Below are 25,850 nucleotides of genomic sequence, written 5' to 3'. Positions count from 1 at the left end.
CTATGCACGGCTCAGCCCGGAGTCACCAGCCTCGCCTCGTACGCGAAGACCGCCGCCTGCGTGCGGTCCCGCAGCCCCAGCTTCACCAGGATGCGGCTCACATGCGTCTTGATCGTCGACTCGGCGACCACCAGGTGGGAGGCGATCTCGCCGTTGGACAGGCCCTGGGCGATCAGCACCAGGACCTCCGTCTCGCGCTCCGTCAGGTCCCCGACCTGGGCCAGGGCCGACGGGCGGGACGTCTCGGCGGTCTTGGCGAACTCGGTGATCAGGCGCTTGGTGACGGTCGGCGCCAGCAGCGCCTCGCCGCCCGCGACCACCCGTACCCCCTCCGCAAGCTGCCGCGCGGAGGCGTCCTTCAGCAGGAAGCCCGAGGCCCCGGCGCGCAGCGCCTGGTACACGTACTCGTCCAGGTCGAACGTCGTCAGCACCAGCACCTTGGCGTCACCGTCCGCCGCGACGATCTCGCGGGTGGCGTCGATGCCGTTCATCTCCGGCATGCGGATGTCCATGAGCACGACGTCCGGGCGGAGCGCCCCGACCTGCCGGACCGCCTCGCGGCCGTTGACGGCCTCGCCGACGACCTCGATGTCGGGCATCGCGTTCAGGAGGACGGAGAAACCCTCCCGGACCATGCTCTGGTCGTCGACGATCAGTACGCGGATGGTCATGCCGACTCCTGTCGCTGCGCCGGGATGAAGGCCGCGACCTCGTAGCCGCCGTCCTCCGTCGTCTCCGCCGTCATCTCGCCGTCCAGCATCGCCACCCGTTCCCGCATGCCCGTGATCCCGTGCCCGGCCCCGGGGGACGGCTTCACCAGGCCCCGGGCCGGCCCGTTCACCACCCGCAGGCCCAGCCCGCCGAGCACGTACGACACCTCCACCTTCGCGGACGCGCCCGGTGCGTGCCGCAGCACGTTGCTCAGCGCCTCCTGCACGATCCGGTACGCGGACAGCTCCACGCCCGGCGGCAGCTCCCGGGCGGCCCCGGTGACCGTGGCGTCCACGGTCAGGCCCGCCTCGCGGACGTTGGCGATCAGCGATTCGAGGTCGGCCAGCGTCGGCTGCGGCGCGTCGGGCGCCTCGTAGTCCTCGGCCCGTACGACCCCGAGGATGCGGCGCAGCTCGGTCAGCGCGGCGACGGCGTTCTCCCGGATCGTGACGAAGGCCTGCTCCAGCTCCGGCGGCGGGTTCTCCACCCGGTACGGGGCGGCCTCCGCCTGGATGGCGACGACCGACATGTGGTGGGCGACCACGTCGTGCAGCTCGCGGGCGATGGTGGTGCGCTCCTCCAGGAGGGTGCGCCGGGACCGCTCCTGGGCGGTGACCGTCTGCTGGGCGGTGACCTCCTCCTTGGCCGCGCGGCGGGTGTGGAAGACGGTGACGCACAGCAGCACGAAAGCGGAGGTGACCAGCAGGGGCCAGGTCGACCCGCTGCTGCCCCGGCTGAGGAAGACCTCGCAGAAGAAGCCGAACCCGCCCGTGAGCGCCCACATCCAGGCGGCGGTGCGGGGCCGGGTGCGGGCGGCGACCACGGTCATCACGGTGAGCTGGCCGATGAAGCTGGTCGGGGCCCATGGCCAGCCGTCCCAGTAGCCGGCCATCACGCTCACGAACGGGGCGGTCGCCAGCGACGCCCAGAACGCGGCGACGGGCCGGACCAGGGTCAGCATGATCACGCCGGCCGGGATGATGCCGGTGACCGGCTTGCCCTCGGTGTAGCCGACCGACATGACGATCAGGGCGGCCCCGATCACCAGGGCGTGCGGGAACCAGGCGACGTACGCGCGTATGAGGCGCGGCAGCCGCCTGGTCACCGGCCCGTCGGTGGCCATGGGCGTCAGCGGCCGGTAGGCGAGGGCGTCGTCGAGGAGCTCACGGCGCATGCCCATGAACATGCCGTGAGCCATCCGGTACTCCGGACTGCGCGTCTTGGTGTCGGTCACGTCAGCAACGGTAGGCAAGGCGGGGGCCGCGGTCGTCACCTTGGATGGGGATCCTTCCGCGTCCCCCTGGAGTACTACGCCGCTGACCAGGAGCGGAACGCGGCCGCGTGGGTTCTGGCCCACTCCGCGAAGGTACGGGCCGGGCGGCCGGTGACCCGCTCCACGGTGTCCAGGACCGTACGCCCCTCGGGCGGGGTGTTCCCGTACACCTCCAGCAGGAAGTCGATCACGTCCGCCGGCCGGCCCTCGGCGCGCCACCGGGCGACCGCCTCGGCCTCGGTCAGCTCCACCAGCCGCACCTCCCGGCCCCTGGCCGCCCCGATCGCGTCGGTCTTGTCCCGGACGGTGAGCGCCTCGGGCCCGGTGATCACGTACTCCCGTCCCGCGTGCCCGTCCTCGGTGAGGGCGACCGCCGCGACCGCGCCGATGTCGGCCTCGTGGACCATGGCGCTGAGCCGGCCGGGGAACGGCTCGCGGACCTCGTCGGAGGTGCGGATGTCCTCCGCCCACTCCAGGGCGTTCGCCATGAACTCGACCGGCATGAGCACCGTCCACGGCAGGCCGCCCGCCCGCACCGCGTCCTCCAGCGGGCTCGGTCCGCCGCCGTGCAGGACGGTGACGCGCCGCACGCCGGCCGCGCGGGCGAGCTCCACGACGCGGGGGCCGGTGTCCAGCGGGGTGAAGTACGGGCCGCCGAAGGTGATCAGATGCAGACCGGTGACCCCCTCCAGGGCGGCGGTGAGGGTCCCGGGGTCGGTGAGGTCACCGCGTACGACCTCGACGCCCTCGGGCAGGCCGGCCTTCGCGGGGTCCCGGGTCAGGGCCCGCACGGGCCGGCCGCGGCGCAGCAGCTCGGCGACCACCTGGCGGCCGACGGTGCCGGTCGCCCCGGTCACCAGGGTCGTCTCGTTCTCGTGGTTCGTCATGGCGGCGACGCTACGAACCCTTGCGGTCAGCCCCCGTCCTGGATCACCAGGCCAGTTGCGCGATCTCCTCCGCGACCACCGCGCACGCGTCCGCCGCCGGGTCGATCAGCGGGAAGTGCCCGACGCCGTCCAGCAGGGTGAGCCCGACCATCTCGCCCGCCTTCGCCGCCGCGTCCGCGTACGCCTCCGCCACGGCCCACGGGACGACGGTGTCCTCGCGCCCCTGGACCACCGCCGTCGCGATCCCGGTCGGCAGCAGCACGGACGGGTCGGCGCACCTCGCCCGCGCCTCGAACTCGGGGCCGGACCCCAGGAGCTGGGTGACCGCACCACCGCACACGTCCAGCTCCACCGCCCGCGCGACGTGCGCGATCGGCGCCAGGGCGACGACCCCGCGCAGCGCGGGCGGGCCGTCCAGCCGCCACGGCGCCCCGGCGGGCAGGACGTGCCGGGCGGCCACCCACAGCGCGAGATGACCGCCCGCCGAATGCCCGGTGACCACCGTGCGGCGCGCGTCGGCCCGCGGCAGGTGCGTACGGACCAGGGCGGGCAGCCCGTCCAGCGCGGCCGCCACGTCGTCGAACGTCTCCGGCCAGCGCCCCGCGACGGGCCCGTCGCCGCCCTGCCCGGGTACGTCCCGGCCCCGCCGGTACTCGACGTTGGCCACGGCGAAACCGCGCCGCGCCAGGTAGTCGGCGAACGGGGTGACGTGCCACCGGTCGTACGGCGCCCGCCACGCCCCGCCGTGCAGCACGACGACGAGCGGCGCGTCGCCGTCGCCGCCGCCGCGAGGGGCGTAGAAGTCCACGACCTGATCCGGATGATCACCGTACGCGGCGGTGGAATCCGGGTCGACGGCCGGATGCGACAGGACCGACGCTTCCTCGGCGGCGTCGCGCGCGGCGGGGTCGGGCATGATGCTCAACCTTTCGGTGACGAGGCCCGATCGGCCTGGACTGCGGGGACGGTACCAGGACCGGCCGCCCCCGCGGACCAGGCCCGACGTCAGCCGGCGGACTCCGCGACGGCGTCCGCGAACACGTCCCGGACCACGTCCGCCAGCACGCGCGCCGCGCGCTCGGCGTCCGCGAACGACACGTACAGCGGTGTGAAACCGAACCGCAGCACGTCCGGGCGGCGCAGGTCGCCGACCACGCCCCGCGCGATCAGCTCCTTCATCACGGCATGGGCCTTTGAGCAGCGCAGGCTGACCTGGCTGCCTCGCTCCTCGTGCGGCCCGGGGGTCACCGAGGTGACCCGGCCCGCGGGGACGTAGGCCTCGACGCACTCCAGGAAGAAGTCCGTCAGGGCCAGGCTCTTGGCCCGTACCGCCGCCACGGGCACCCCGTCCCAGACGTCCAGCGACGCCTCCAGCGCCAGCATGGACAGGATGTCCGGCGTGCCGACGCGCCCGCGCGCCGCGCCCTCCGCCGCCGCGTAGCCCGGCGTCATCGCGAAGGGGTCGGCGTGCGAGTTCCATCCCGGCAGCGGGGAATCGAAGCCCGCCTGGTGGCGCTCCGCCACGTACAGGAAGGCCGGCGCGCCCGGGCCGCCGTTGAGGTACTTGTACGTGCAGCCCACCGCCAGGTCCACGCCGTGCGCGTCCAGGTCGACCGGCAGGGCGCCCGCACTGTGGCACAGGTCCCACACGGCGAGCGCGCCCGCCGCGCGGACGGCCGCCGTCACGCCCGGCAGGTCGTGCAGCCGGCCCGTGCGGTAGTCGACGTGGTTGACGAGCGCGGCCGCCGTCCGCGGGCCGACCGCGTCCGGCACCTCTTCGGGGGCGGCGGCCACCAGTCGCCTGCCGGTCAGCCGCGCGGCCGACTCGGCGATGTACCCGTCCGTGGGGAACGTCGTGGCGTCCACGACGATCTCGTCCCGGTCCGGGTCGGCCAGCCGCACCGCGCCCACCAGCGCCTTGAAGACGTTGACGCTCGTCGAGTCGCCGACCACCACCTGGCCGGGTGCCGCGCCGACGAGCGGCGCGATCCGGTCGCCGATCCGCTCGGGCGCGGTCCACCAGCCGCTCTCGTCCCAGGAGCGGATGCGCAGCTCGCCCCACTGGCGGGTGATGACGTCCGCCATGCGTTCCGGTACGTGGCGGGGCAGCGCGCCCAGCGAGTTGCCGTCCAGGTACACCACGCCGTCGTCGAGCGCGAACAGCCCGCGGCGCTCGGCGAGCTGGTCCCCGGCGTCCAGCGACGCCGCCCTGGCCCTGAGGTCGAGGTCGTCAGACATGGCTGCGCGCCGTCCACACCTCGGGGAACACGTTCTTGCGGGCCCGCTTCTCCAGCCAGGCCACCCCGGCGGAGCCGGCCGTGCCCGTCTTGGAGCCCATCGCGCGCCGTGTCGCCACCAGGTGGTCGTTGCGCCAGCGCCACACCAGCTCGCCGACGTCCGTCAACGCCTCGCCCAGCCGAACCAGTTCGTCATGATCCGCCGGGTTCGCGTAGATGCGCGCCCAGATCTCCTCGACCACCGGGGACGGTTCGTACTTCTGCGACAGGTCGCGCCGCAGGACGCTGTCCGGCACCGGATGGCCGCGCCGGGCCAGCAGCCGGAGCACCTCGTCGTACAGGCTCGGCTCGTGCAGCGCCTTCTCCAGCTCCGCGTGGACGCGCGGGGCGCCGCGGTGCGGCACCAGCATCGACGCGGACTTGTCACCCAGCAGGAACTCCAGCCGGCGGTACATCGCCGACTGGAACCCGGAGCCCTCGCCGAGGGCACTCCGGTAGGAGTTGAACTGGGCCGGAGTGAGGCGCGCGAGCGGCTTCCACGAGGCGTTCAGCGCCTCCAGCTCGCGCACCGAACGGCCCAGGGCGTCCATCGCCACCGGTATCCGGTCCTCGCGCAGGGCACGGCTCGCGGTCTCCCACTCGTGGACGATCACGGTGAACCACAACTCCATGACCTGCGTGGTCACCAGGAACACCATCTCTCCCGGATCGTCCGAGAGCGGGTGCTGGAGGTGGGTGAGGACGTCCGCCTGGACGTAGTCCTCGTACGGCGTCGTGCCTGTGTACTCCAGGTTCGGGGTGTCCGAACCGGGCGCGGAGGCATCGGGGGAAGTAGACATCGCTGTCTCCATCAATGCGTGCTACCGGGTAGCGGTCTGCCCCCCTTATGGGCGCTCGGTTTGCCTTGCGTCCCGCAGGCGGAGCCCCGGTCCCCTCGGGACCACGCCGTGTGCGCGTGGACCCAGTCGCATCATGACACGAGCGGTCCCTCGATGTACCGGCCGGAGGTGTCATACGGCCAGGCGTTGGAGCGGCACCCGTCGAGGCCCTTGATCTGCTGCATCATCACCGGGGCGGGCCGGCCGGGGGCCGCGCAGCCCATGTGCCGGCGGATGCCGATCTCGTGGCCGACCTCATGGTTGATGATCAGGTGCCGGTACTCGGCGGGGGGACCGGTGAAGGTGGGGGAGCCCAGCATCCAGCGCTTGAGGTTCACCACGACCCCGTCGGCGGTCTCGCAGTTCAGCTCGCCGCCCGTGTCGAACCCCTGGGCGAGGCACAGGGCGTCGGCCGTGGCGGGCGTGGCGATGCGGATGACGAAGTCGGGGTCCTCGGCGACGAGCTGGAAGGAGCCCCGGCCGTGGGCGGCCCAGCCCTGGGGGTGGGCGAGGATCCGCTGGATCTCCTGGGCCGCGCCCGCCGCCGGGAGGCCGATGCCGTCCTCGACCTGGACGCTGTAGCGGCGGAGGGTTCCCGAGCCGGTCCTGGCGCCGGTGGTGCGGGCGGTGGTGAAGGTGCCCGGCCCGGACGCCGGAACGGCGGTGGACGTGCCGGGGCGGTCCCGCCGGGGCGGGGCGTCACGGCCGGCGCGCGGCGGGGCGGTGGCGCCGTGGCCGGTGGCCGGGCCGGCGGCGGGCCGGCCGGGCGGGGGTGCGAGCGGGGCGGCGGCGGTGCCGGCGGGGGCCGGGGCGCCCCGCCAGTGGGCCAGGGCGGCGCCACCGCCGAGGCAGACGCCGGTCAGGGCGAGCGACAGCAGGACTATTCGGCCCAGCGGGCGGCGGGCGCCCCCGCCGCCCCGCGCGCTCCGACGGCGTCGACGTCCTCGCGGTGCGGCGGCACGCTTCCCCACAATGGATCTCCGTTCGATGGTGAGCGCGATCGTAACGGTCACGCATCGATAACGGTGCGACCCGCCTCACCCCGACCGGAGGGAACCGGTCCGGGTGGGCGGGTCTCGGCGTGGCGGAGCCCCGGTCAGCCGAGGGTCTCGGCGGCCAGGGGCGAGGAGTCCCGCAGGAACGTCGAGCAGCGCTCGTACTCCTCCTGCTCGCCGATCGCCTGCGCGGCCCGCGCCAGGGCGTTCAGGGCGCGGAGGAACCCGCGGTTCGGCTCGTGCTCCCACGGCACCGGGCCGTGCCCCTTCCAGCCGCTGCGGCGCAGGGCGTCCAGGCCCCGGTGGTAGCCGGTCCTGGCGTACGCGTACGACTCGACGACCCGGCCGGCCTCGAACGCGTCGTCGGCGAGCTGGGCCCAGGCCAGGGAGGAGGTGGGGTACTTCGCGGCGACCTCGGCGGGCGCGGTGCCGCCCGCGAGCAGCTCACGCGGCTCCGGGTCGTCGGGCAGATGGGTGGGGGGCGGTCCCCCCAGCAGGTTTTCGTGGATGGCCATGCCACCAGTGTCACAGGCCCGGCACCGCGTCTGCGATGCCGGGCCCGTGTCGGACGATCAGTGGTGTGCCGGGGGTGTTACTTCAGCTTGGTACCGGTGGAGCGCAGCGCCTCGCACGCCTCGGTCACGCGCTTGGCCATGCCCGCCTCGGCCAGCTTGCCCCAGGTGCGCGGGTCGTAGGTCTTCTTGGAGCCGACCTCGCCGTCGACCTTCAGCACACCGTCGTAGTTCTTGAACATGTGGTCCGCGACCGGACGGGTGAAGGCGTACTGGGTGTCGGTGTCGAGGTTCATCTTCACGACGCCGTTCTCCAGCGCGGTGGCGATCTCCTCGGCCGTGGAGCCGGAGCCGCCGTGGAAGACGAAGTCGAACGGGTCGGCCTTGCCGAAGCGCTCGGCCACGCCCTGCTGGAGGTCCTTGAGCAGCTCGGGGCGGAGCACGACGTTGCCCGGCTTGTAGACGCCGTGGACGTTGCCGAAGGAGGCGGCCAGCAGGTAGCGGCCCTTCTCGCCCAGGCCGAGCGCCTCGGCGGTGCGGATGGCGTCGTCGACGGTGGTGTACAGCTCGTCGTTGATCTCGTGGGTGACGCCGTCCTCCTCGCCGCCGGTCGGGGTGATCTCGACCTCAAGGATGATCTTGGCGGCGGCGGCCTTCGCGAGCAGCTCCTGGCCGATGGACAGGTTGTCGGCGAGGGTCTCGGCCGAGCCGTCCCACATGTGGGACTGGAACAGCGGGTTGTCACCCTTGGCGACGCGCTCGGCGGAGATGTCGAGCAGCGGACGGACGTAGCCGTCCAGCTTGTCCTTCGGGCAGTGGTCGGTGTGCAGCGCGATGGTGACGTCGTACTTCGCGGCGACGATGTGCGCGAACTCGGCCAGGGCGACCGCGCCGGTCACCATGTCCTTGCTGTACTGGCCGCCCAGGAACTCCGCGCCACCGGTCGAGATCTGGATGATGCCGTCGCTCTCTGCCTCGGCGAAACCACGCAGGGCGGCGTGCAGAGTCTGCGACGAGGTGACGTTGATGGCCGGGTAGGCGAACTTGCCTGCCTTCGCCCGGTCGAGCATCTCGTTGTAGACCTCGGGGGTTGCGATGGGCATCTGTCCGCTCCTTGTGATCTGCGGTTGCGTAGCGTTGCTGATCCCTGACCTGGGGGCGACGTCATCGTCGCACCCATCTTTCCAGACTCCGCCGCGGGCTCCACCCCGCCTGCCACGAGGGGCGGACCGTTTCACGTGAAACCGTCCGCCCCTCGATGAACCCGCAGGTCACGCCCTATGGGACTAGTCCAGGCCCAGCTCGTCCAGGGCGTAGGCGTACCGGTACGGCACCCCGGCCGTCCCGCTGATCTTCTCGGCCGCACCGGTCGCCCGGTCGACGATCGTCGCCACCGCCACGACCTCGGCACCGGCCTCGCGGACCGCCTCGACGGCGGTGAGCGGCGAGCCTCCGGTGGTGGAGGTGTCCTCGACCACCAGGACCCGGCGGCCCGTGATGTCCGGGCCCTCGACGCGGCGCTGCATGCCGTGCGCCTTGGCGGCCTTGCGCACGACGAAGGCGTCCAGCGTCCGGCCGCGCGCGGCGGCGGCGTGCAGCATCGCCGTGGCGACCGGGTCGGCGCCCAGGGTGAGACCGCCGACGGCGTCGAACTCCAGGTCGTCGGTCAGATCGAGCATGACCTGACCGACGAGCGGGGAGGCCGCGCCGTCCAGGGTGATCCGGCGCAGGTCGACGTAGTAGTCGGCCTCCAGACCCGAGGAGAGGGTCACCTTGCCGTGCACCACGGCCTTGTCCTTGATCTGCTGGAGCAGATCGGCTCGTACGTCAGTCATGCCCATGAGCTTAAAGCCGCCGCCACGCGAAGGTCGCGGCCAGCTCCAGCGGCTCGATGGGCGTGACCAGGCGGGGAGCGGTGTTGAGGCCGTTCGGCGGTCCCGACTGGGGCTCCACGCAGACCGCCGCCTCCTGCTCGTCGTACACCACGACCCAGGGGGCACGGCTGGTCACCTTCAGCTCCAGCTCCCCGGGCCAGGTGAGGGTGACATCCACCCCGTCCGGCATGCCGAAGCAGTCGTCCCACGGCCCGGGCAGGGGCGCGATCCGGCGGCCGGTGGGCAGGTGGTCCTCGCCGCGCTCCTCCTGCCACTCGGGTGCGAAGTCGAGGCGTACGTCGTCCCCGCCCAGGTTCCGCCGGAACCACGGGTGCCAGCCGGCCTGGGCCGGGAAGGAGTCGCCGTAGGTCTCGACACCGAGCTGGAGCGTGAGCGCGTCCTCGGTCAGCCGGACGGTCTGGGTGACCCGGCCCGGGTACGGCCACGGCTCGGTGAGGTCATAGGTGAACACCGCCTCCGCCTCGTCGGCGAGGGCGACGCGCCACGCGGTGTCGCGGCCGGTGCCGTGGATGGCGTGCGGCGGGGAGTTGAGCGGCATCCGGTGCCAGGTCGCCCCGTTGAGGAACCGGCCGTCGGCGATCCGCCCGCACCAGGGCACCATCGGGAAGCAGCCGTACTTCTCCCCCTGCCGCAGCAGTTCGGTCCCGCCGACGCGCAGGCTCTCGATGCGGCATCCGTTGTCCGGACGCACCGTCAACTCGACGTCTCCGGCCATGAGCCGGACGCTCTGTTCGCTACTGGTCACGCCCCTGACACTACTTGCGGCGGCGCAGCGCGCGTCCGACCACCACCGCGGAAGCCAGGGCGAGCGCGGCGGCCGGGGCGAGCCACCGCAGCGTCGCGGCCGTCGACGCGGTCTCCGGACCGGGCGTCGGCGCGTACCGGCCGCGCGGCGGGGCGTGGTCGACCTCCTCGGCACTGCGGCCGATCATGGTGCGCCGGGCGTGTGCCGCCTCGGCGCCCGCACCGGACAGCACTCCGTCGGGGATGTCGGGCACCTCGAACTCGGCGTCGGCGAGCGGGTCCAGGGACGGCGGCGGCACGGGGGCGTCGAACACCGACCCGGCGCTCTCGGCACCCTGGTCCACTCCGTCGTCGTCGACGTCCAGCTCGTCGGTGAGGTCCCGGCCGGCCAGGCCCGCCTCCTCCGCCAGGCCCGCCTCCTGGGCGAGGTCGTCCCCGTCCTGATCACCGATGGAGGCGCCACGCACCCCCGACGCGGTGGTGGTGGCCGTCGCCGCCAGGGACTCGGCGAAGCGGTCGAGCAGCCGGTGGGCCGCCGACAGCGCGGTGTCGTCCGGCAGCTCCGTCAGCCGGCCCTCCGCACGCGTCGTCCCCGTGAAGCGCAGCGTCGTGCCGCCGTCCACCGGGGTCATACGGACCGTGAGGGCCACCTTCGCCGAGCCCGTTCCGCGCACCTCCGTGCCGTCGCCCTCGACGACATAGCTGCCGTCCTCCTGGGCGGCGATGTGCAGGGCGCCCCGGTAGGTGATCGAGTGCCCGCCGGCCCGCACCTTCAGGCGGCCCGAGAGCGGGCCCGCCGACGCGTCCGCGTCCTGCTGGAGCCCCGGCACGCACGGGGCGACCCGGGTGGGGTCCGCCAGCACCGCGCGGAGGGTCTCGACGTCAACCGGAACGAACACCTCATGCTCCATGGAGCCCGAGCCTACCCACGCCCGGCGCCCACGTCTCCCATGTGCGCGAGGCCAAACGAGGTCACTCGCCGTACCTCGGGTGCACCAGCGTCGAGGGCGGCAGGTCCGCCGGCCGTGTCCCCACCACGGGGCGCACCCCCGCCACGGCGGCCGGGTCCGGGGGCGGCTGGCCCCGGGCGGCCAGCAGGAAGCCCCAGTCGTCCGGCACCGAGCCGCCGTCCGTGGACCGGTCGGGCCCGGCGGCGAACCCGGAGAGCCGCCCGGTGGCGCGGTAGGGCCGGGTGGTGAAGCCGGCCGACCGCAGGGTGGCGTCCACCGTCCAGAAGGTGCGGGGCCGGGACGCCATGGGGCCCGCGTGGACCGCGAGCCGGCCGCCGGCACCGAGGACCCGGCCCGCCAGGCCGTAGAACTCCGCCGAGTACAGCTTGGTGCTGGCCGTGATGCCCGGGTCCGGCAGGTCGCAGACCACCACGTCGTACGGCGCGCCCGACGCCGCCGTCTCCCGGAGCCACGCGAAGGCGTCGCCGTACACCACCCGCACCCTCGGGTCCCCGTAGGCGTGCCCGTTCAGCCGGGCGAGGGCGGGGTCCTGCCGGGCCAGCCGCACCACCCCGGGGTCCAGCTCCACCACCGTCACCGACTCCACCCCGGCGCGGAGGACCTCCCGCACCGCCAGCCCGTCGCCCCCTCCCAGCACCAGCACCCGCCCGTGCGGTCCGCGCATCGCGGGGTGCACCAGCGCCCGGTGGTACCGGTGCTCGTCCCGCCCGCTGACCCGCAGCCTCCCGTCCAGGAAAAGCTCCGGCGGCTCCCCCGCCCCGCCCGTCAGGACCACCTCCTGGACGTCCGTCTGCACGGCGACCCGCAGCCGCTCCCCGTACACCGCCCGGCGCACCGACCGCTCGAAGTCGTCCGCCAGCACCGTCGCGGTCGCCAGCACGCCCAGCACCGTCACATTGGCCACCACCAGCAGCCAGCGCGCCCGCACGGTCAGGTCCCGCCCGAACAGCCAGAGCACCAGCGCCCCGCCCGCCACCGCGTTGACCGCCCCGGTCAGCAACGCACTTGTCAACTGGCCCAGCCACGGCAGCAGGAGGAACGGGAAGGCGAGCCCCCCGACCAGCGCCCCCACGTAGTCGGCGGCGAACAGGTCCGCGACCGTCCCGCCCGCGTCCTGCTCGGCCCGCCGAGAGATGCGCTGGATCAGCGTCATCAGCAGCGGTATCTCCGCCCCGATCAGCACCCCGATGGCGAGGGAGAACCCCACCAGCGCGTACCGCGACTCGCCCACCCAGGCGAACGTGGCGTACAGGACGAGGGCGGAGCAGCCGCCGACCAGGGCCAGCGCGGCCTCCAGCAGCCCGAAGCCCACGGCCGCGCGCCAGCGCAGCCGCTTGGCGAGGAGCGAGCCCACCCCCATCGCGAAGACCATCACGGACAGCACGACGGACGCCTGGGTGACCGAGTCCCCGATCAGGTACGAGGCGAGCGCGACCAGCTCCAGCTCGTACACCAGCCCGCACGCCGCGCAGATGAACACCGTGGCCAGCACGAGGAACCGCCCCGCCCGCTGCCGCACGGGCGGCGGTGCCGGCCCGCCCTGTGCGGGCGGCACGGCGACGGAGACGTGCGGCGCTTCGATCACCCCAATAACGCTACGTCACACCTCCATGACCATTTGTCACCCACACGGGTGTAACTAGAGGGGTGCCGGCATACGGACGCCCACACTGGTCCTGGTGACCACGAGCTGTCCTTCTTGCGGGTACGCGTGCCATGTGCGCCACCGCACCTGGCCCTCGTGCCGCTGGGCGAGCATGGCGGTGAAGGCGTGGGGCGAGCCGGGGAACGTGCCGGCGAGGCCGTGGGGATGGTCGGCGACGAGCGCCAGAAGTTCCTGGGCCCGGCCGGCGAACGACCCCTTCGACAGGGTCTCGACACGAGCGGCGAACTCGTACTCCCACGGGCCGATGCTCTTCGCCACGCCGAGCGGCAGCGGGGTGCTGCTGCCGGGCATGCAGGCGACGGTCTCGGAGCATCTGCCTCGTTCCTCCTCCAGCAGGACCTGGTGGGAGGCGCCGAGGAGTCTGAGCTGGAGGGTGGCGCCGGCCAGTTCGAGATCGAGCACGGCGAGAGCGGGCAACGCCTCCCGACCCAGCGCCCAGGCCAGGTCGGCGGCGCGCGTATCGGTGTAGGAGGTTTTGAGCGTCGTGAGCATGGGTCAGCTCCGCAAACATGGTTTGACGGGTGGACCAGAGGCGTCCCGGAAGACGTTCAGGGGGACTGGGGGATCTCCGTCGCGAAATCCACACGCGAGGTCCGAGGGCTGGGATGTTCTCGACAGCGAGGGAATCATGAACCGCGGATGACTCACAGCCGTTTTACCCAACTTGACGTGGTTTCCATCCCCTGGGGGGCCTGCCGGTTCACCAGTTCAAGAAGAACCGGGGGTACGGCCTTGCGATATGCCCGGCGCATCGTCAACGCGAGGGTGCCCGGCGGAAGTTCACCGCCGGGCACCCTCCGTGGTCGCGGACCGGCTGCCCCGTGTCAGCTGCCTCCGCCACCACATCCACCGCCGCCCCCGCAGGACGACCCTCCCCCGCACGAGGACGACCCTCCCCCGCAGGACGCCCCGCCCCCGCCTCCGGCCCACCAACTGCCGCCGGCGGAGCTCCCGGAGCGGGGGCGGGAGCGCGGACGGCTCCGCTTCCCGCCGCCACCGCCCGCCGAACAGATCGCGATGAGGAACCCCACCAGGAAGATCAGTCCGGCGGCGATCAGGCCCATCTCCATTCGATCCACCATCCCCCCGTGTCGTACGTGAGAGGGGGATGCCCCCGCGGCCACCCCTCCCAATCCGAATTGAGGAAGTCCAGAGGTTCGGCGCGCCCGGGCGCTCAGCTACAGGAGGAGGACGATCCGCCTCCGCACGACGAGCTCGAACCGCCGCCGCACGACCACCCGCCGGAACACGACGACGACGAGGAAGACGAGGACGAGGAGGAAGAGGACGACGAGCCCTCCGCCCACCAACTGCCGCCCCGCTTCCGGTCCCCGCCACCGCCCATCGCCACCCGGGTCACCCCCACCACGATCGCGATGAACACGATGAAGAAGAACGCCTCGAAGATCCCTGCCTCGACCATGTCCCCCACCTGCCTTGTCTTCTGATGGTCCGTCCGTGTGGCGGGGAGATCCCCCCGGTGATCACGCCCCAAAGCACACTTGAGGAACTCCAGAGCTTCGCCCCAGGATGGCCGCCATGAAACGACCGCCGCTCAACCGCCGCCTCGCCGAGTTCGGAACGACGATCTTCGCGGAGATGTCCGCGCTCGCCGTGGCCACCGGCTCGGTCAACCTCGGCCAGGGATTCCCCGACACCGACGGCCCCGACCGGATCGCCGAGGCGGCCGTCCGCGCCATCCGGGACGGCCGGGGCAACCAGTACCCGCCCGGCCCGGGCGTGCCCGAACTGCGCACCGCCGTCGCGGACCACCAGCGCGAGCGGTACGGACTGGCCTACGATCCCGACACCGAGGTCCTGGTCACGGCCGGTGCCACCGAGGCGATCGCCGCCGCCCTGCTCGCGCTGGTCGAGCCGGGCGACGAGGTGATCGCACTGGAGCCGTACTACGACTCGTACGCCGCCTGCATCGCCATGGCGGGCGGCACCCGCGTGCCGGTGACCCTGCGCCCCCGGGAGGGCCGGTTCGTCCTCGACCTGGACGAGCTCCGGGCCGCCGTCACCGACCGCACCCGGCTCCTGCTGCTCAACACCCCGCACAACCCCACCGGCACCGTCCTCACCCGCGAGGAGCTGGCCGCCATCGCGGAGCTCGCCGTCGAACGCGACCTGCTCGTGGTCACCGACGAGGTGTACGAGCACCTCGTCTTCGACGGCGCCGTCCACCTGCCCATCGCCACCTTCCCCGGCATGCGCGAGCGCACGGTCACGATTTCGAGCGCCGGCAAGACGTTCTCGTTCACCGGCTGGAAGGTCGGCTGGCTCACCGCCCCGCCCGAGCTGACCACCGCCGTGCGCTCGGCGAAGCAGTACCTGACCTACGTCTCCGCCGGGCCGTTCCAGTACGCGATCGCCGAGGCGCTGCGGCTGCCGGACGACTACTTCACCGCGCTCCGGGAGGACCTGACCGCCAAGCGGGACCTGCTCGCCGGCGGGCTGGAGCGAGCCGGCTTCTCGGTGTTCCGGCCGCAGGGGACGTACTTCCTCACCACCGACATCCGGCCGCTGGGCGAGCACGACGGCATCGCGTTCTGCCGCTCCCTGCCCGGCCGCTGCGGTGTGGTGGCGATCCCCCACGCCGTCTTCTACGACCACCGCGAGCAGGGCGCGCCGTTCGTGCGGTTCCCCTTCTGCAAGCGGACCGAGGTGCTCCAGGACGCGGTGCAGCGACTCGCGGCCCTCTAGGGAGCGGTGCAGCGACTCGCGGCCCTCTAGGGAGCGGTGCCGGGCGTCGTGAGCCCGGCCTGATCGGCGAGACATTCCCTAGCGCCCGGCGGGCGTGCTGTCACGGCGACACGCGCGGGGGCGGCGGCCCGGCGGCGGGGACCACCCGGGCGGGCTGCCAGAGGTCGCGGCGGGCACGGGCGGCGCCCAGTGTCGGGGTGACCGTCCCCGCGCGCACGGAGGTGCACCCTGTTCGCCGAGACCTTCGCCCACGCGAGAGCCGCCTCGACCGCCCGCCCGGTGCCCCGGTGGCGCGCGGCGCTGTACCGGGCGGCACCGGCACTGGGCCTGTTCGCCGTCGCGCGGCTCACCGGGATGCTGGTGCTGGCGCTGTGGGCGTGGCACATCGGCCGCTCGCCACGGGCCCTGCTGGCCACGTCCTGGGACTCGGACTGGTACCTGGCGATCGCCGCGCAGGGCTACGGCACGACCCTGTACTGGCCGGACGGCACCATCCAGTCGGACCTGGCGTTCTTCCCCCTCTACCCGGTGCTGGTCCGGGCGGTGGGCACGGTGCTGCCGGTGGCCGGCGGGACGGCCGGACTGCTGGTGTCCTGGGCGGCGGCCGGGGCGGCCGCGTGGGGCGTGTACCTGGTCGGCGAGCGGCTGTACGGGCGGGGCGTGGCGACCGTGCTGGTGCTGCTGTGGGGCCTGCTGCCGCACTCGATCGTGCTGTCGATGGCGTACACCGAGCCGCTGCTGACGGCGTTCGCCGCCTGGTCGCTGTACGCGGTGCTCACCGGGCGCTGGCTGTGGGCGGGCGCGCTGGCCGCGCTGGCCGGGGCGGCCCGGCCCAACGGGATCGCGGTGGCGGCGGCGGTGGGCGCGGCGGCGCTGTACGCGGCCTACCGCCTCTTCCGGTGCGAGCGCCGGGCCGACTGGCGGATGTGGGCCGGGGCGGTGATGGCGCCGGCCGGGTGGCTGGGGTACCTGCTGTGGGTGGGCGTGCGCAGGGGCGACCCGCTGGGCGGGTACTTCGCGGTGCAGGCCGGGTGGACGTCCCGGTTCGACTTCGGGGTGGGCACCTACGGTTTCGCCCGCACGGTGCTGACCCGGCCCATGGACCTCGGCTTCACCGGCGCGCTGCTCCTCACCGGCGTGGGCGTGCTGCTGTTCGCGCTGTTCGTGCTGGAGCGCCCGCCGCTGCCGCTGCTGGTGTACACGGCGGTGCTGGTGGTGATCGCGGTGGGCGGGGCCGGGTTCTTCGAGTCCAAGCCGCGGTTCCTGCTGCCGGCGTTCCCGCTGCTGGTGCCGGTGGCCCTCGCGCTGCGCGGAGCCCGGCCCGGGCCGGCGGCCGTGGTGGTCGCCGCCCTGGCCGGGCTGTCGTTCGGCTACGGGGCGTACCTGCTGACGCTCGCCCCGATGGCGCTGTGAGCCGCGCCGCGGCTCAGGCCTCGTCGCCGGGCTCTCCGTCGCCCTCGGAGCCCTCGGTCTCCAGGCCGAACTGCTCGACGAGCCACTTGTCGAACTCGATCGACGCGCGCACCCAGCTCACCGTGGACTGGACGAAGTGCTCCAGGCTGACGCCGGTGCCGATCATCATCTGCGCCTCGCCGATGAGCCGGACGGTGGCGCCGCCCTGCTCGTCCTCGTGGAGGTGCGTGTAGACCTTGGGCCACAGGGTGCGGCGGTTCCAGTCGTCGATCGTCTCCAGGATCTGGGCGCGGTTCTCGACCGGGTGGGGACGGTCGTAGAAGGTCCGCACCGAGAAGACCTGCTGCTCGTCCTCGCCGCGGAACATGAAGTACGTGCGGAACTCCTCCCACGGAGCCGCGAGGTCGCCCTCGTCGTCGATGACGTACTTCAGCTCCATCTGCTCCAGGAGCTGCTTGACGAGGTCCTGGTCCGGGACGACGGGGCCCGCCGGTCCTGCGGCCTGCTGGGGCTCGGGCTGCCCACCGAAATTCGGAATGGAGGCCGGGTCGATGCTCACCGTGAATTTCCCTTCGTACGATTCCTGCCATCCTCCCCCATCCCCGGCCGTGACTGGCAACCCCGGACACGGGCGATCCGCTGCGGGCTGACAGGATCCGCCCATGGCGAGGAGATCGGCGCGGGCCCGGCGGTGGACGTGGATCGGCCTGGCGGTGGTCCTGCTCGGTCTGCCGGGCGGGTGCGTCGTGTGGGGCGCGTACGCGTGGAGCGAGGCGGGCAGGACGCAGGAGGTGGCCTGTTCCGAGGCGCTGGCCTTCGCGCGCGCCACGGTGCCGGAGGGCGCCCGGGACGCCCGCTGCACCGCGGCCCACTGGCAGGACACGTATGTGACGGCCGACTTCCGGGTGCCCCGGGCGGAGGCGGACGGCTGGCTGTCGGCGGCCTACCCGGCGGCGCGGCCGTCGCCGTCCTGCGCGACGGACCGGTGCGTGCACGTGGAGTTCGGGGACGCCGACCTCGCGGCCGTGGACGTGCGGCTGACGTACGAGGACGGGGACACCGCCCTCGTACGTCTGCGGGCCTTCGACCAGTAGGGCCGCCTACCGCGCCGGGCCCACGATCAGGCCGTCCTCGAAGCGGTCCACGCGGACGGTGTCGCCGTCCTGGACCTCGCCGCCGAGGATCTCCTTGGCCAGGCGGTCGCCGATGGCCGTCTGGACCAGGCGGCGCAGCGGGCGGGCGCCGTAGGCCGGGTCGAAGCCCTCCACGGCGAGCCACTCCAGGGCCTCGGGCGTGACGTCCAGGGTGAGGCGGCGCTCGGCGAGGCGCTTGGCCAGCCGCTCGATCTGGAGGCCCGCGATGTGGGCGAGCTGGTCGCGGTCGAGGGCGGAGAAGACGACGATGTCGTCGAGGCGGTTGAGGAACTCGGGCTTGAAGGAGGCCCGGACCACCTCCAGCACCTGTTCCTTCTTCTGCTCCTCCGGGCTCAGCGGGTCCATGAGGAAGTGGCTGCCCAGGTTGGAGGTGAGGATGAGGATGGTGTTGCGGAAGTCGACCGTACGGCCCTGGCCGTCGGTGAGCCGGCCGTCGTCCAGCACCTGGAGCAGGATGTCGAAGACCTCCGGGTGGGCCTTCTCCACCTCGTCGAGCAGGACGACGCTGTACGGGCGGCGGCGCACGGCCTCGGTGAGCTGGCCGCCCTCCTCGTAGCCGACGTAGCCGGGAGGGGCGCCGACGAGCCGGGCGACGCTGTGCTTCTCGCCGTACTCGCTCATGTCGATGCGGACCATGGCCCGCTCGTCGTCGAAGAGGAAATCGGCGAGCGCCTTGGCCAGCTCGGTCTTGCCGACACCGGTGGGGCCGAGGAAGAGGAACGATCCGGTGGGCCGGTCGGGGTCGGAGATCCCGGCGCGGGTGCGGCGGACGGCGTCCGACACGGCCCGCACGGCCTCGGTCTGGCCGATCAGACGCCGGCCGATCTCGTCCTCCATGCGCAGCAGCTTCTGCGTCTCGCCCTCCAGCAGGCGGCCGGCCGGGATGCCGGTCCAGGAGCCCACCACGTCGGCGATGTCGTCGGGGCCGACCTCGTCCTTGACCATGGTGTCCTTCGAGGCCTCCTGCTCCGCCTCGCTGGCGGCCTCCAGCTCCCGCTCCAGCGCCGGGATCTCGCCGTACAGCAGCTTGGAGGCGGTGTCGAAGTCCCCGTCGCGCTGGGCCCGCTCGGCCTGGCCGCGCAGGTCGTCCAGCCGTTCCTTCAGCTCACCGACGCGGTTGAGGCCCTGCTTCTCCTTCTCCCAGCGGGCGGTCAGGCCGCGCAGCTCCTCCTCCTTGTCGGCGAGGTCGCGGCGCAGCTTCTCCAGGCGCTGCACGGAGGCGGGGTCGGACTCGTTTTTCAGCGCCAGTTCCTCCATGCGGAGGCGGTCGACGGCGCGCTGGAGCTCGTCGATCTCCACGGGCGAGGAGTCGATCTCCATCCGCAGCCGGGACGCGGCCTCGTCGACGAGGTCGATGGCCTTGTCGGGCAGGAACCGGGAGGTGATGTACCGGTCGGAGAGGGTGGCGGCGGCGACCAGGGCGGAGTCGGCGATCTGGACCTTGTGGTGGGCCTCGTACCGGCCCTTGAGGCCGCGGAGGATCGCGATGGTGTCCTCGACGGTGGGCTCGGCGACCAGGACCTGCTGGAAGCGGCGCTCCAGGGCGGGGTCCTTCTCGATGCGCTCGCGGTACTCGTCGAGGGTGGTGGCGCCGACCATGCGCAGCTCGCCGCGGGCCAGCATGGGCTTGAGCATGTTGCCCGCGTCCATGGCGGAGTCGCCGCCGGCGCCCGCGCCGACGACGGTGTGCAGCTCGTCGATGAAGGTGATGATCTGGCCGTCGCTGTCCTTGATCTCGGACAGGACGGTCTTCAGGCGCTCCTCGAACTCGCCCCGGTACTTGGCGCCCGCGACCATGGCGCCGAGGTCGAGCGCGACGAGGCGCTTGTTCTTCAGGCTCTCGGGGACGTCGCCCTTGACGATGCGCTGGGCGAGGCCCTCGACGACGGCGGTCTTGCCGACGCCGGGCTCGCCGATGAGCACCGGGTTGTTCTTGGTGCGCCGCGACAGCACCTGGACGACGCGGCGGATCTCCTGGTCCCGGCCGATGACCGGGTCGAGCTTGCCGTCCCGGGCGGCGGCCGTGAAGTCGGTGCCGAACTTCTCCAGGGCCTTGTACTGCCCCTCGGGGTCGGGTGTGGTCACGCGGCGGCCTCCCCTGGCCTTCTCGAAGGCGTCGAGCAGTTTCCTCGCACCGGCGCCCTGACGCTCCAGCACCTCGCCGGCCTGGCCGCCCTTGGCGGCGATGCCGATGAGCAGGTGTTCGGTCGACAGGTATTCGTCGCCCAGCTCGCGGGCGCGCTGCGAGGCGTCGGCGATGACGGCGAGCATGTCACGGTTGGGCTGCGGCGGGGCGACGGTGGAGCCGGTGACGCTGGGCTGGGCGGCGAGCACGCGCTCGGCCCCGGAGCGCACGGCGGCCTGGTCGGCCTCGACCGCGGCGAGCAGGTCGGTGATGTTCTCGTTGTCCTGGCCCTCGAGCAGCGCCAGCAGCAGGTGCGCGGGGGTCAGGTCCGGGTGTCCCTCGGACACGGCGCGGCTGGTGGCGGCGTTGAGCGCATCCCGGCTCTTGTTGGTCAGCTCGGCGTCCACGGGCGGTCTCTCCTCCTCGGTGCTGCGGTTCCGTCGACCATGACTCGTCCAACGTACGTAAAGTTGAGTCTATTCCACTCAAGATGGTGAGGGACAGCCGCCCCCGGTAGGTTCGCGGGCATGGCCATCGACCCCCGTCATCCCGGCGCTTCGTATCTGGACTTCTGGCGCGAGTACCACATGTGCACCTTGACCACGCCCCGGCCGGACGGCACGCCGCACGTCGTCGCGGTGGGCGTGACGTACGACCCCGAGGGCGGCGAGAAGGGCATCGCCCGGGTGATCACCAACAAGCACAGCCGCAAGGTCGCCAACGTGCTGGCCGCGGGCCCGGACGGCGCGCGGGTGGCGGTGTGCCAGGTCGACAAGGGGCGCTGGGCGACCCTGGAGGGCGTCGCGAGGATCCGTACGGAACCGGAGGCGGTGGCCGACGCGGTGGAGCGGTACGCGGCCCGCTACGGCCGCACGCCCACGCCGAACCCTGACCGGGTCGTCATCGAGATCGCCCTGACGCGGGCGATGGGGCGGGCCTGACGCCCGCGCGGGGGGTCCTGACCGTACGCGTGCGTACGCGGACAGCACAGCGGCGCCATCGTGTTCAGGTCCACGATGGCGCCGCTGTGTGGGGGAAGCACCTGAGCGATTTACAACGACGGGGGAACCGCTCAGGCGCTGCGGGGGGTGGCGGTGGTGGTCTCCGGCTCGACGAGCTGGTGGTCACGCTGGTCGAGGTTGACGAAAATCATTCCGTACCTGATGGCGCACCGGACGGGCTGCGGTGCTCCGCGGGGCCGTCGGAGGCATCGGTACGCTCGGATGTCCTCGTCCTCTCCGCGCGTGATGACGATCGGCTCTCCGAAGAGGGTGACCATCAACGAATCGCCACTGTGCGGCACAGCCGTGACGAGGTCGATGAAATGCCACCCGGACCGGTAGGCGGATGCCATCTCGCGCCGGAAACGCGAGTCGTCGGGAACGTTCATGCGCGGACGAGGGTCCAGCCGGGGTCGGTCGCCGAACGGCCCGCCGACGCGGGCGCGGCGGTCCATCCGGGGTCGGTCGTCGCCGGGCCCGACCTGACGGGTACGGCGGTCCACGAGGGGTCGTGCACGGTCCGGCCCGACGCGGCGGGCGCCGCGGTCCAGCCGGGGTCCTGCGTCGTGATACCGGTGCCGGGAGCCGCCAGCGAGTCCTGACCCTCGGCCGCCCCCAGAACCCCTACCGCGCCGGCAGCGATGAACGCACTGGCAACCACTGCGCGTATGAGTCTCTTCGTCATCACCGAGCAACCTCACTTGAAGGCAACGTCTCTTTCCAACCCCCGCGGCTACGACGATTGCTCACTCTCCACGCTTCCACCACCTACGACAGGCATCATGTTCCTGAGATGCAGGAGCCTGGGGGTGTACAGATGAGCGTAAAACCGGACAAGCCTGGCCACCCCCATTCCCACACGGAGCTGTGCGAGGAGGGGTCCGAGCTCTACGCCAACGCCTTGCGCAGCGGACGAATACCCCGGTCAGAGGCGGATGAGGTGCCGTGTCTCCTCGACCTCGCGCTCCTCCACCCGGACCCGGACGACGCCCAGTGGCTCCGCCCCGTCCCGCCCTCCTCCGCGCTGGCCCAACTGCTCCAGCCCATCGAGCGCGAGATCCTGGAGCGTAGACGTCTGACGGTCGAACTGTCCGACGCGTTCGAGCCATTCATGGCGATCAGCGCCCAGAACGCCCCCACCACGCACGCGATCACCGTGCTGGAGGGCCTGAGCCGGATCAACGCGACACTGGACCGGGTGGTGGCCGGCTGCGAGAAGGAACTGCTGACCGTCCAGCCCGGCGGCGGCCGCCCCGCCCACGGACTGAGCGAGGCCCTGCGCCGGGTGCGGCCCCTGCTCGGCCGGGGCATCCGGATGCGCACGCTCTACCAGCACACGGCCCGGCACACCGAACTCACCCTGACGTACCTGGAACACGTGGGCCCCGAGGTGCAGGTGCGCACCCTGGAACAGATCATCGACCGGCTCATCATCGTCGACCGGGAGGTCGCCTTCGTCCCCGCGCGCAGCGACCGCCAGGTCGCCCTGGAGCTGCGCCACCCCGGCCTGGTCGCCTACCTCGCCGGTGTCTTCGACCAGTTCTGGCAGCTCGCCGTGCCGATCAACGAGGAGATCCCGTACGACCTGAAGTCCGACGGCATCAGCGGCGTCCAGCGCTCCATCGCCAAGCTCCTCGTCGAGGGCCACGTCGACGAGGCCATCGCCCGCCGCCTCGGCATGAACGTACGGACCTGCCGTGCCCACATCGCCAAGCTCGCCGCCGTCCTCGGCAGCGGCAGCCGCGCCCAACTGGGCTACCTGATCGCCCAGTCCGGCATCCTGGAGCAGGACCACTGACCATGCTCGACCATTCCCCCGCCACGCCGGACGTGGACCTCCGGCCCGCCGCCGGGACCCTGGACGTCACCGGCCCGGGCCTCCCCCACGTACGCCTGGTCCGCGCCCCCGGCACGGAACCCGACCCGCACGTCCCCCTCGGCACCCGCGACCCGGCCCTGCTGACGCTCACCGTCGACGGCCGGCCCGCCCGGATCGCGCCCGCCAAGGGACGGCTGTCCCGCCACTCCTACCGCGTCGACGCCACCGTCGGCGACGTCCGCTACCGGCTCGTGCCCTGCTCGTACGGGGAGAGCCGGCTGCTGCGCGGCGGCCGCCGGCTGGGCGAGCTGGAGTCCTCCGGCGACGGCACGGTCACCGCCGCGTGGAACGACGACGCCAAGCCCCTGGCCCAGGACGTCGCCGTGGGCACGGCCCTGGCGGCCGCCTTCGGGACGGGCGCGCAGCCGCTGTGGCAGACCACGCTGGACGTGGTGGCCGAGCTGATCACCTAGGGCGCGTCCCGGCCGGGTCGTCGTACGGCTTCCAGGGCGTGACCTCGACGGCGCCGGTGTTGCCCAGGTCCAGCGGGCCGCCGTCGGCCGGGGCCACCGTCTGGGCCGGTACGCCGGGGGCGGGGGTCACGCGGACGTACGCCCCGTTCGTCGCCACCACGTCCGTACGGGTGACCGTGTTGCGCCAGACCACCGAGGCGCTCGCCCGGGCGCCGGGCGCGAGGACGAACGCCGAGGGCTTCGCGCCGGCGTCGACGTGCGACCCGCGCCGGACGGTGACGTCCAACGCCCGGCGGTCCTCCCCGAGGACGTCGAGGGCCGGGTACCCGCTCACCTCGAACGGCCGCGTACCGCAGTTGACCAGCAGCAGGCCCATCGCCCGCAGCCCCGACGCGGCCTCCGTCATGCCCGTCCCGACCCGCACTCCCGAAGCGGGACAGTCCGCGTCCGGCGCCCCGGGCCCGTCCGGCGCCCCCCGCGGCGGTACGGGAGCCGCCGTCCCGGGATCCGGGCGCGCGGTGATCCGCTCCGGCAGCGGCGCGTCACCGGTCCCGTCGTCGCAGCCCGCCGCGAGCGCGGCCACGGCCACCACCAGCACCGCACCGGCGCGCAGCCGGCCGCGCGAGGCCCCCCACGTCGTACGCATCCCGGGATCATCGCACGCGCCCACGACGGCGAAAGGCCCCCTCCGCCGGAACGGAAGGGGCCTGGCAAGGGTGTCAGGCGCGCTCGCCGCGCTTCTTGGGCGGGCGCCACACCACCAGCGCGCTCGCCTGCTGCACGTCCTGGTACGGCACCAGGTCGCGCCGGTACGAGGCGTGGACCTGGGCCTCGCGCTGGCGCATCGCCGCCGCCGCGCCCTCGACGGCCGCCGACAGCTCGGCCACCCGGGACTGGAGCGCGGCGACCTGGTTCTCCAGCTCGATGATCCGCTTGATGCCGGCCAGGTTGATGCCCTCGTCCTGCGACAACTGCTGTACCTGCCGCAGCAGTTCGATGTCCCGGGCCGAGTACCGCCGGCCCCGCCCGGCCGTACGGTCCGGCGAGACCAGACCCAGCCGGTCGTACTGGCGCAGGGTCTGCGGGTGCAGTCCGCTGAGCTGGGCCGCCACCGAGATGACGTACACCGGTGTCTCGTCGGTCAGCTCGTACGGATTGCGACGGCGTCCGTCCATCTCAAGCCCCCTTCGCGGCCTGGAACAGCTCGGCCCGCGGGTCCTCACCCGCCGTGGCCTCCCGGTACGTTTCGAGTGCCTCGCGCGCCTTGTCGCCCAGGTCCTTCGGCACGGCCACCTCGACGGTGACGAGCAGGTCCCCGCGGGTGCCGTCCTTGCGGACCGCTCCCTTGCCACGGGCGCGCATGGTCCGGCCGTTGGGCGTCCCCGCCGGGATCTTCAGCGTGACCGCGGGCCCGCCGAGGGTGGGCACCCTGATCTCGCCACCGAGGGCCGCCTCGTCGAACGAGACGGGCACCGTGACGGTCAGGTTGTCGCCCTTGCGGCCGAAGACCGGGTGGGTGGCCACGTGCACCACCACGTACAGGTCACCGGCCGGGCCGCCCCGCTCGCCGGGCGCGCCCTTGCCGCGCAGCCGGATGCGCTGCCCGTCGGACACGCCCGCGGGGATGCGGACCTGCATGGTGCGGGAGGACTTGGCGCGGCCGCTGCCGTGGCAGACGTCGCACGGGTCCTGGGCGATGAGCCCGCGGCCCTTGCAGTCCACGCACGGGTCGGTCAGCGAGAAGGAGCCGCTGCCGCCCCGCGAGACCTGCCCGGTGCCGACGCAGGTGGGGCACACGCGCGGTGTGCCGTTCTTGTCGCCGGTTCCCGAACACGCCTTGCAGGGCTGCTGGCTGGACATCCGCAGCGGGACCGTCGCCCCGTCGACCGCCTCGGTGAAGCTGAGCGTCACCTCGGACTCGACGTCCTGTCCCCGGCGCGGCTGGGTGCGCGTGCCCGCGCCGCCGCCCGCGCCCCGGTTGAACAGGCCGCCGAAGACGTCCCCGAGGCCGCCGCCGCCGAAGCCGCCGGCACCGCCCGCCCCGCCCTGGGCGCCCCCGAAGAGGTCGCCCAGGTCGAAGTTGAACGTTCCGCCTGCTCCGCCGCCCGGGCCGGCACGGAAGCCACCGTTGCCGAACAGGGCGCGGGCGTCGTCGTACTCCTTGCGCTTCTTGGGGTCACCGAGGATGTCGTTCGCCTCGGAGATCTCCTTGAAGCGCGCCTCCGCGCCCGCGTCACCCTTGTTGGCGTCCGGGTGGAACTCGCGGGCGAGCTTCCGGTACGCCTTCTTGATCTCGGCCTCGGTGGCGTCCTTGGGGACGCCGAGAACCTTGTAGTAGTCCTTCTCCACGAAGTCCTTCGTGCTCATCGACGTCCCTCCTTCCGGTCACC

General features: G+C 72.9%; 28 protein-coding genes. 7 read left to right on the top strand and 21 right to left on the bottom strand.

Annotated features, from left to right (window positions below; all coding sequences use genetic code 11):
- Positions 1–11 precede the first annotated feature (11 nt).
- From ACZ7LK_RS25290 to ACZ7LK_RS25225, 14 genes are all read right to left on the bottom strand, one after another.
- Complete coding sequence (locus ACZ7LK_RS25290; RefSeq protein WP_392275493.1) at positions 12–671, bottom strand: response regulator; 660 nt, start codon at positions 669–671, stop codon at positions 12–14.
- Positions 668–1,945, bottom strand: a complete 1,278-nt coding sequence (locus ACZ7LK_RS25285) for a sensor histidine kinase (RefSeq protein WP_469461987.1) — start codon at positions 1,943–1,945, stop codon at positions 668–670. Before ACZ7LK_RS25285 ends, ACZ7LK_RS25290 begins: the two co-directional genes overlap by 4 nt.
- 74 nt (positions 1,946–2,019) lie before the next feature.
- On the bottom strand, positions 2,020–2,871 hold the full coding sequence (locus ACZ7LK_RS25280) for an NAD(P)H-binding protein (RefSeq protein ID WP_471143541.1): 852 nt from the start codon (positions 2,869–2,871) through the stop codon (positions 2,020–2,022).
- A gap of 43 nt (positions 2,872–2,914) precedes the next feature.
- Positions 2,915–3,787, bottom strand: coding sequence for an alpha/beta hydrolase (locus ACZ7LK_RS25275; protein ID WP_471143538.1), 873 nt, complete (start codon positions 3,785–3,787; stop codon positions 2,915–2,917).
- An 89-nt stretch (positions 3,788–3,876) separates the two neighbouring features.
- Positions 3,877–5,109, bottom strand: coding sequence for a kynureninase (gene kynU / locus ACZ7LK_RS25270; protein WP_392275497.1), 1,233 nt, complete (start codon positions 5,107–5,109; stop codon positions 3,877–3,879).
- Complete coding sequence (locus tag ACZ7LK_RS25265; RefSeq protein WP_392275498.1) at positions 5,102–5,947, bottom strand: tryptophan 2,3-dioxygenase family protein; 846 nt, start codon at positions 5,945–5,947, stop codon at positions 5,102–5,104. Before ACZ7LK_RS25265 ends, kynU begins: the two co-directional genes overlap by 8 nt.
- Positions 5,948–6,078: 131 nt before the next feature.
- Positions 6,079–6,999, bottom strand: coding sequence for a DUF3152 domain-containing protein (locus ACZ7LK_RS25260; RefSeq protein ID WP_392275499.1), 921 nt, complete (start codon positions 6,997–6,999; stop codon positions 6,079–6,081).
- Between the two features lie 83 nt (positions 7,000–7,082).
- Positions 7,083–7,496: a DUF3151 domain-containing protein gene (locus ACZ7LK_RS25255; protein ID WP_392275500.1), complete on the bottom strand. Its 414-nt coding sequence runs from the start codon at positions 7,494–7,496 to the stop codon at positions 7,083–7,085.
- A gap of 77 nt (positions 7,497–7,573) precedes the next feature.
- The gene (gene fbaA / locus ACZ7LK_RS25250) at positions 7,574–8,614 is read right to left on the bottom strand and encodes a class II fructose-bisphosphate aldolase (RefSeq protein ID WP_392275700.1); all 1,041 of its coding nucleotides are present in this window, start codon (positions 8,612–8,614) and stop codon (positions 7,574–7,576) included.
- A gap of 165 nt (positions 8,615–8,779) precedes the next feature.
- Positions 8,780–9,328 (bottom strand): orotate phosphoribosyltransferase, encoded by a 549-nt coding sequence (pyrE, locus tag ACZ7LK_RS25245; RefSeq protein ID WP_469461981.1) that lies wholly within the window; start codon positions 9,326–9,328, stop codon positions 8,780–8,782.
- Positions 9,329–9,338: 10 nt separating this feature from the next.
- Positions 9,339–10,133, bottom strand: coding sequence for an aldose epimerase family protein (locus ACZ7LK_RS25240; protein ID WP_392275502.1), 795 nt, complete (start codon positions 10,131–10,133; stop codon positions 9,339–9,341).
- Between the two features lie 10 nt (positions 10,134–10,143).
- Positions 10,144–11,043 carry an SRPBCC domain-containing protein gene (locus ACZ7LK_RS25235; protein WP_469461979.1) on the bottom strand — a complete coding sequence of 300 codons (900 nt, stop codon included), beginning with the start codon at positions 11,041–11,043 and terminating at the stop codon, positions 10,144–10,146.
- A gap of 61 nt (positions 11,044–11,104) precedes the next feature.
- Positions 11,105–12,685: a polyamine aminopropyltransferase gene (locus tag ACZ7LK_RS25230; RefSeq protein ID WP_471143676.1), complete on the bottom strand. Its 1,581-nt coding sequence runs from the start codon at positions 12,683–12,685 to the stop codon at positions 11,105–11,107.
- Between the two features lie 57 nt (positions 12,686–12,742).
- Positions 12,743–13,261 carry a DUF2617 family protein gene (locus ACZ7LK_RS25225; protein WP_392275505.1) on the bottom strand — a complete coding sequence of 173 codons (519 nt, stop codon included), beginning with the start codon at positions 13,259–13,261 and terminating at the stop codon, positions 12,743–12,745.
- Positions 13,262–13,908: 647 nt separating this feature from the next.
- Between ACZ7LK_RS25225 and ACZ7LK_RS25220 the strand changes: the two genes are divergently transcribed.
- The 3 genes from ACZ7LK_RS25220 (at position 13,909) to ACZ7LK_RS25210 (ending at position 16,888) form a co-directional block, all read left to right on the top strand.
- The gene (locus ACZ7LK_RS25220; RefSeq protein WP_469461976.1) at positions 13,909–14,217 is read left to right on the top strand and encodes a hypothetical protein; all 309 of its coding nucleotides are present in this window, start codon (positions 13,909–13,911) and stop codon (positions 14,215–14,217) included.
- Between the two features lie 91 nt (positions 14,218–14,308).
- Positions 14,309–15,475, top strand: coding sequence for a pyridoxal phosphate-dependent aminotransferase (locus tag ACZ7LK_RS25215; RefSeq protein WP_471143529.1), 1,167 nt, complete (start codon positions 14,309–14,311; stop codon positions 15,473–15,475).
- Positions 15,476–15,754: 279 nt separating this feature from the next.
- Positions 15,755–16,888: a hypothetical protein gene (locus ACZ7LK_RS25210; protein WP_471143527.1), complete on the top strand. Its 1,134-nt coding sequence runs from the start codon at positions 15,755–15,757 to the stop codon at positions 16,886–16,888.
- Between the two features lie 13 nt (positions 16,889–16,901).
- Here ACZ7LK_RS25210 and ACZ7LK_RS25205 read toward each other — a convergent pair whose 3' ends face one another.
- Complete coding sequence (locus ACZ7LK_RS25205; protein ID WP_471143524.1) at positions 16,902–17,447, bottom strand: type III secretion system chaperone family protein; 546 nt, start codon at positions 17,445–17,447, stop codon at positions 16,902–16,904.
- A 103-nt stretch (positions 17,448–17,550) separates the two neighbouring features.
- Between ACZ7LK_RS25205 and ACZ7LK_RS25200 the strand changes: the two genes are divergently transcribed.
- Positions 17,551–17,982 (top strand): hypothetical protein, encoded by a 432-nt coding sequence (locus ACZ7LK_RS25200; RefSeq protein ID WP_392275510.1) that lies wholly within the window; start codon positions 17,551–17,553, stop codon positions 17,980–17,982.
- 6 nt (positions 17,983–17,988) lie between these two features.
- Here the strand turns inward: ACZ7LK_RS25200 and clpB are convergent, their stop codons facing one another.
- Positions 17,989–20,574 carry an ATP-dependent chaperone ClpB gene (gene clpB, locus ACZ7LK_RS25195; RefSeq protein WP_392275511.1) on the bottom strand — a complete coding sequence of 862 codons (2,586 nt, stop codon included), beginning with the start codon at positions 20,572–20,574 and terminating at the stop codon, positions 17,989–17,991.
- Between the two features lie 120 nt (positions 20,575–20,694).
- Here clpB and ACZ7LK_RS25190 point away from each other — a divergent pair, with 120 nt between their 5' ends.
- Positions 20,695–21,108: a pyridoxamine 5'-phosphate oxidase family protein gene (locus ACZ7LK_RS25190; protein WP_392275512.1), complete on the top strand. Its 414-nt coding sequence runs from the start codon at positions 20,695–20,697 to the stop codon at positions 21,106–21,108.
- Positions 21,109–21,239: 131 nt separating this feature from the next.
- Here ACZ7LK_RS25190 and ACZ7LK_RS25185 read toward each other — a convergent pair whose 3' ends face one another.
- Positions 21,240–21,557 carry a Rieske (2Fe-2S) protein gene (locus tag ACZ7LK_RS25185; RefSeq protein ID WP_064067217.1) on the bottom strand — a complete coding sequence of 106 codons (318 nt, stop codon included), beginning with the start codon at positions 21,555–21,557 and terminating at the stop codon, positions 21,240–21,242.
- Positions 21,554–21,853, bottom strand: a complete 300-nt coding sequence (locus ACZ7LK_RS25180; RefSeq protein ID WP_392275513.1) for a hypothetical protein — start codon at positions 21,851–21,853, stop codon at positions 21,554–21,556. Before ACZ7LK_RS25180 ends, ACZ7LK_RS25185 begins: the two co-directional genes overlap by 4 nt.
- 132 nt (positions 21,854–21,985) lie before the next feature.
- Here ACZ7LK_RS25180 and ACZ7LK_RS25175 point away from each other — a divergent pair, with 132 nt between their 5' ends.
- Both ACZ7LK_RS25175 and ACZ7LK_RS25170 read left to right on the top strand, forming a co-directional pair.
- Positions 21,986–22,966: a helix-turn-helix transcriptional regulator gene (locus ACZ7LK_RS25175; protein WP_392275514.1), complete on the top strand. Its 981-nt coding sequence runs from the start codon at positions 21,986–21,988 to the stop codon at positions 22,964–22,966.
- Positions 22,967–22,968: 2 nt separating this feature from the next.
- Positions 22,969–23,460, top strand: coding sequence for a hypothetical protein (locus tag ACZ7LK_RS25170; RefSeq protein ID WP_469461968.1), 492 nt, complete (start codon positions 22,969–22,971; stop codon positions 23,458–23,460).
- Here the strand turns inward: ACZ7LK_RS25170 and ACZ7LK_RS25165 are convergent.
- The 3 genes from ACZ7LK_RS25165 to dnaJ form a co-directional block, all read right to left on the bottom strand.
- Positions 23,453–24,106 carry a DUF4232 domain-containing protein gene (locus ACZ7LK_RS25165; RefSeq protein ID WP_471143517.1) on the bottom strand — a complete coding sequence of 218 codons (654 nt, stop codon included), beginning with the start codon at positions 24,104–24,106 and terminating at the stop codon, positions 23,453–23,455. The two genes, ACZ7LK_RS25170 and ACZ7LK_RS25165, sit on opposite strands and share 8 nt — an antisense overlap.
- A 73-nt stretch (positions 24,107–24,179) precedes the next feature.
- On the bottom strand, positions 24,180–24,635 hold the full coding sequence (locus ACZ7LK_RS25160; RefSeq protein WP_392275517.1) for a heat shock protein transcriptional repressor HspR: 456 nt from the start codon (positions 24,633–24,635) through the stop codon (positions 24,180–24,182).
- 1 nt (position 24,636) lies between these two features.
- Positions 24,637–25,827 (bottom strand): molecular chaperone DnaJ, encoded by a 1,191-nt coding sequence (gene dnaJ / locus ACZ7LK_RS25155; protein WP_392275518.1) that lies wholly within the window; start codon positions 25,825–25,827, stop codon positions 24,637–24,639.
- Positions 25,828–25,850: the final 23 nt, after the last annotated feature.

The sequence above is a fragment of the Streptomyces sp. NPDC039423 genome (genome assembly GCF_055598725.1).
The sequence above is the reverse complement of the archived record's forward strand: the minus strand, read 5'-3'. Positions and strand labels throughout refer to the sequence as shown.

Excerpts from the sequence above, each read along its gene's own strand:
- ACZ7LK_RS25165 (WP_471143517.1), bottom strand. The coding sequence starts at position 24,106 with ATGCGTACGACGTGGGGGGCCTCGCGCGGCCGGCTGCGCGCCGGTGCG.
- ACZ7LK_RS25190 (WP_392275512.1), top strand. The coding sequence starts at position 20,695 with ATGGCCATCGACCCCCGTCATCCCGGCGCTTCGTATCTGGACTTCTGG.
- ACZ7LK_RS25160 (WP_392275517.1), bottom strand. The coding sequence starts at position 24,635 with ATGGACGGACGCCGTCGCAATCCGTACGAGCTGACCGACGAGACACCG.
- ACZ7LK_RS25275 (WP_471143538.1), bottom strand. The coding sequence starts at position 3,787 with ATGCCCGACCCCGCCGCGCGCGACGCCGCCGAGGAAGCGTCGGTCCTG.
- ACZ7LK_RS25175 (WP_392275514.1), top strand. The coding sequence starts at position 21,986 with ATGAGCGTAAAACCGGACAAGCCTGGCCACCCCCATTCCCACACGGAG.
- ACZ7LK_RS25255 (WP_392275500.1), bottom strand. The coding sequence starts at position 7,496 with ATGGCCATCCACGAAAACCTGCTGGGGGGACCGCCCCCCACCCATCTG.
- ACZ7LK_RS25180 (WP_392275513.1), bottom strand. The coding sequence starts at position 21,853 with ATGACGAAGAGACTCATACGCGCAGTGGTTGCCAGTGCGTTCATCGCT.
- ACZ7LK_RS25235 (WP_469461979.1), bottom strand. The coding sequence starts at position 11,043 with ATGGAGCATGAGGTGTTCGTTCCGGTTGACGTCGAGACCCTCCGCGCG.
- ACZ7LK_RS25225 (WP_392275505.1), bottom strand. The coding sequence starts at position 13,261 with ATGCTCACGACGCTCAAAACCTCCTACACCGATACGCGCGCCGCCGAC.
- dnaJ (WP_392275518.1), bottom strand. The coding sequence starts at position 25,827 with ATGAGCACGAAGGACTTCGTGGAGAAGGACTACTACAAGGTTCTCGGC.
- ACZ7LK_RS25170 (WP_469461968.1), top strand. The coding sequence starts at position 22,969 with ATGCTCGACCATTCCCCCGCCACGCCGGACGTGGACCTCCGGCCCGCC.
- ACZ7LK_RS25280 (WP_471143541.1), bottom strand. The coding sequence starts at position 2,871 with ATGACGAACCACGAGAACGAGACGACCCTGGTGACCGGGGCGACCGGC.
- ACZ7LK_RS25290 (WP_392275493.1), bottom strand. The coding sequence starts at position 671 with ATGACCATCCGCGTACTGATCGTCGACGACCAGAGCATGGTCCGGGAG.
- ACZ7LK_RS25215 (WP_471143529.1), top strand. The coding sequence starts at position 14,309 with ATGAAACGACCGCCGCTCAACCGCCGCCTCGCCGAGTTCGGAACGACG.
- pyrE (WP_469461981.1), bottom strand. The coding sequence starts at position 9,328 with ATGACTGACGTACGAGCCGATCTGCTCCAGCAGATCAAGGACAAGGCC.
- kynU (WP_392275497.1), bottom strand. The coding sequence starts at position 5,109 with ATGTCTGACGACCTCGACCTCAGGGCCAGGGCGGCGTCGCTGGACGCC.
- ACZ7LK_RS25200 (WP_392275510.1), top strand. The coding sequence starts at position 17,551 with ATGGCGAGGAGATCGGCGCGGGCCCGGCGGTGGACGTGGATCGGCCTG.
- ACZ7LK_RS25265 (WP_392275498.1), bottom strand. The coding sequence starts at position 5,947 with ATGTCTACTTCCCCCGATGCCTCCGCGCCCGGTTCGGACACCCCGAAC.
- ACZ7LK_RS25185 (WP_064067217.1), bottom strand. The coding sequence starts at position 21,557 with ATGAACGTTCCCGACGACTCGCGTTTCCGGCGCGAGATGGCATCCGCC.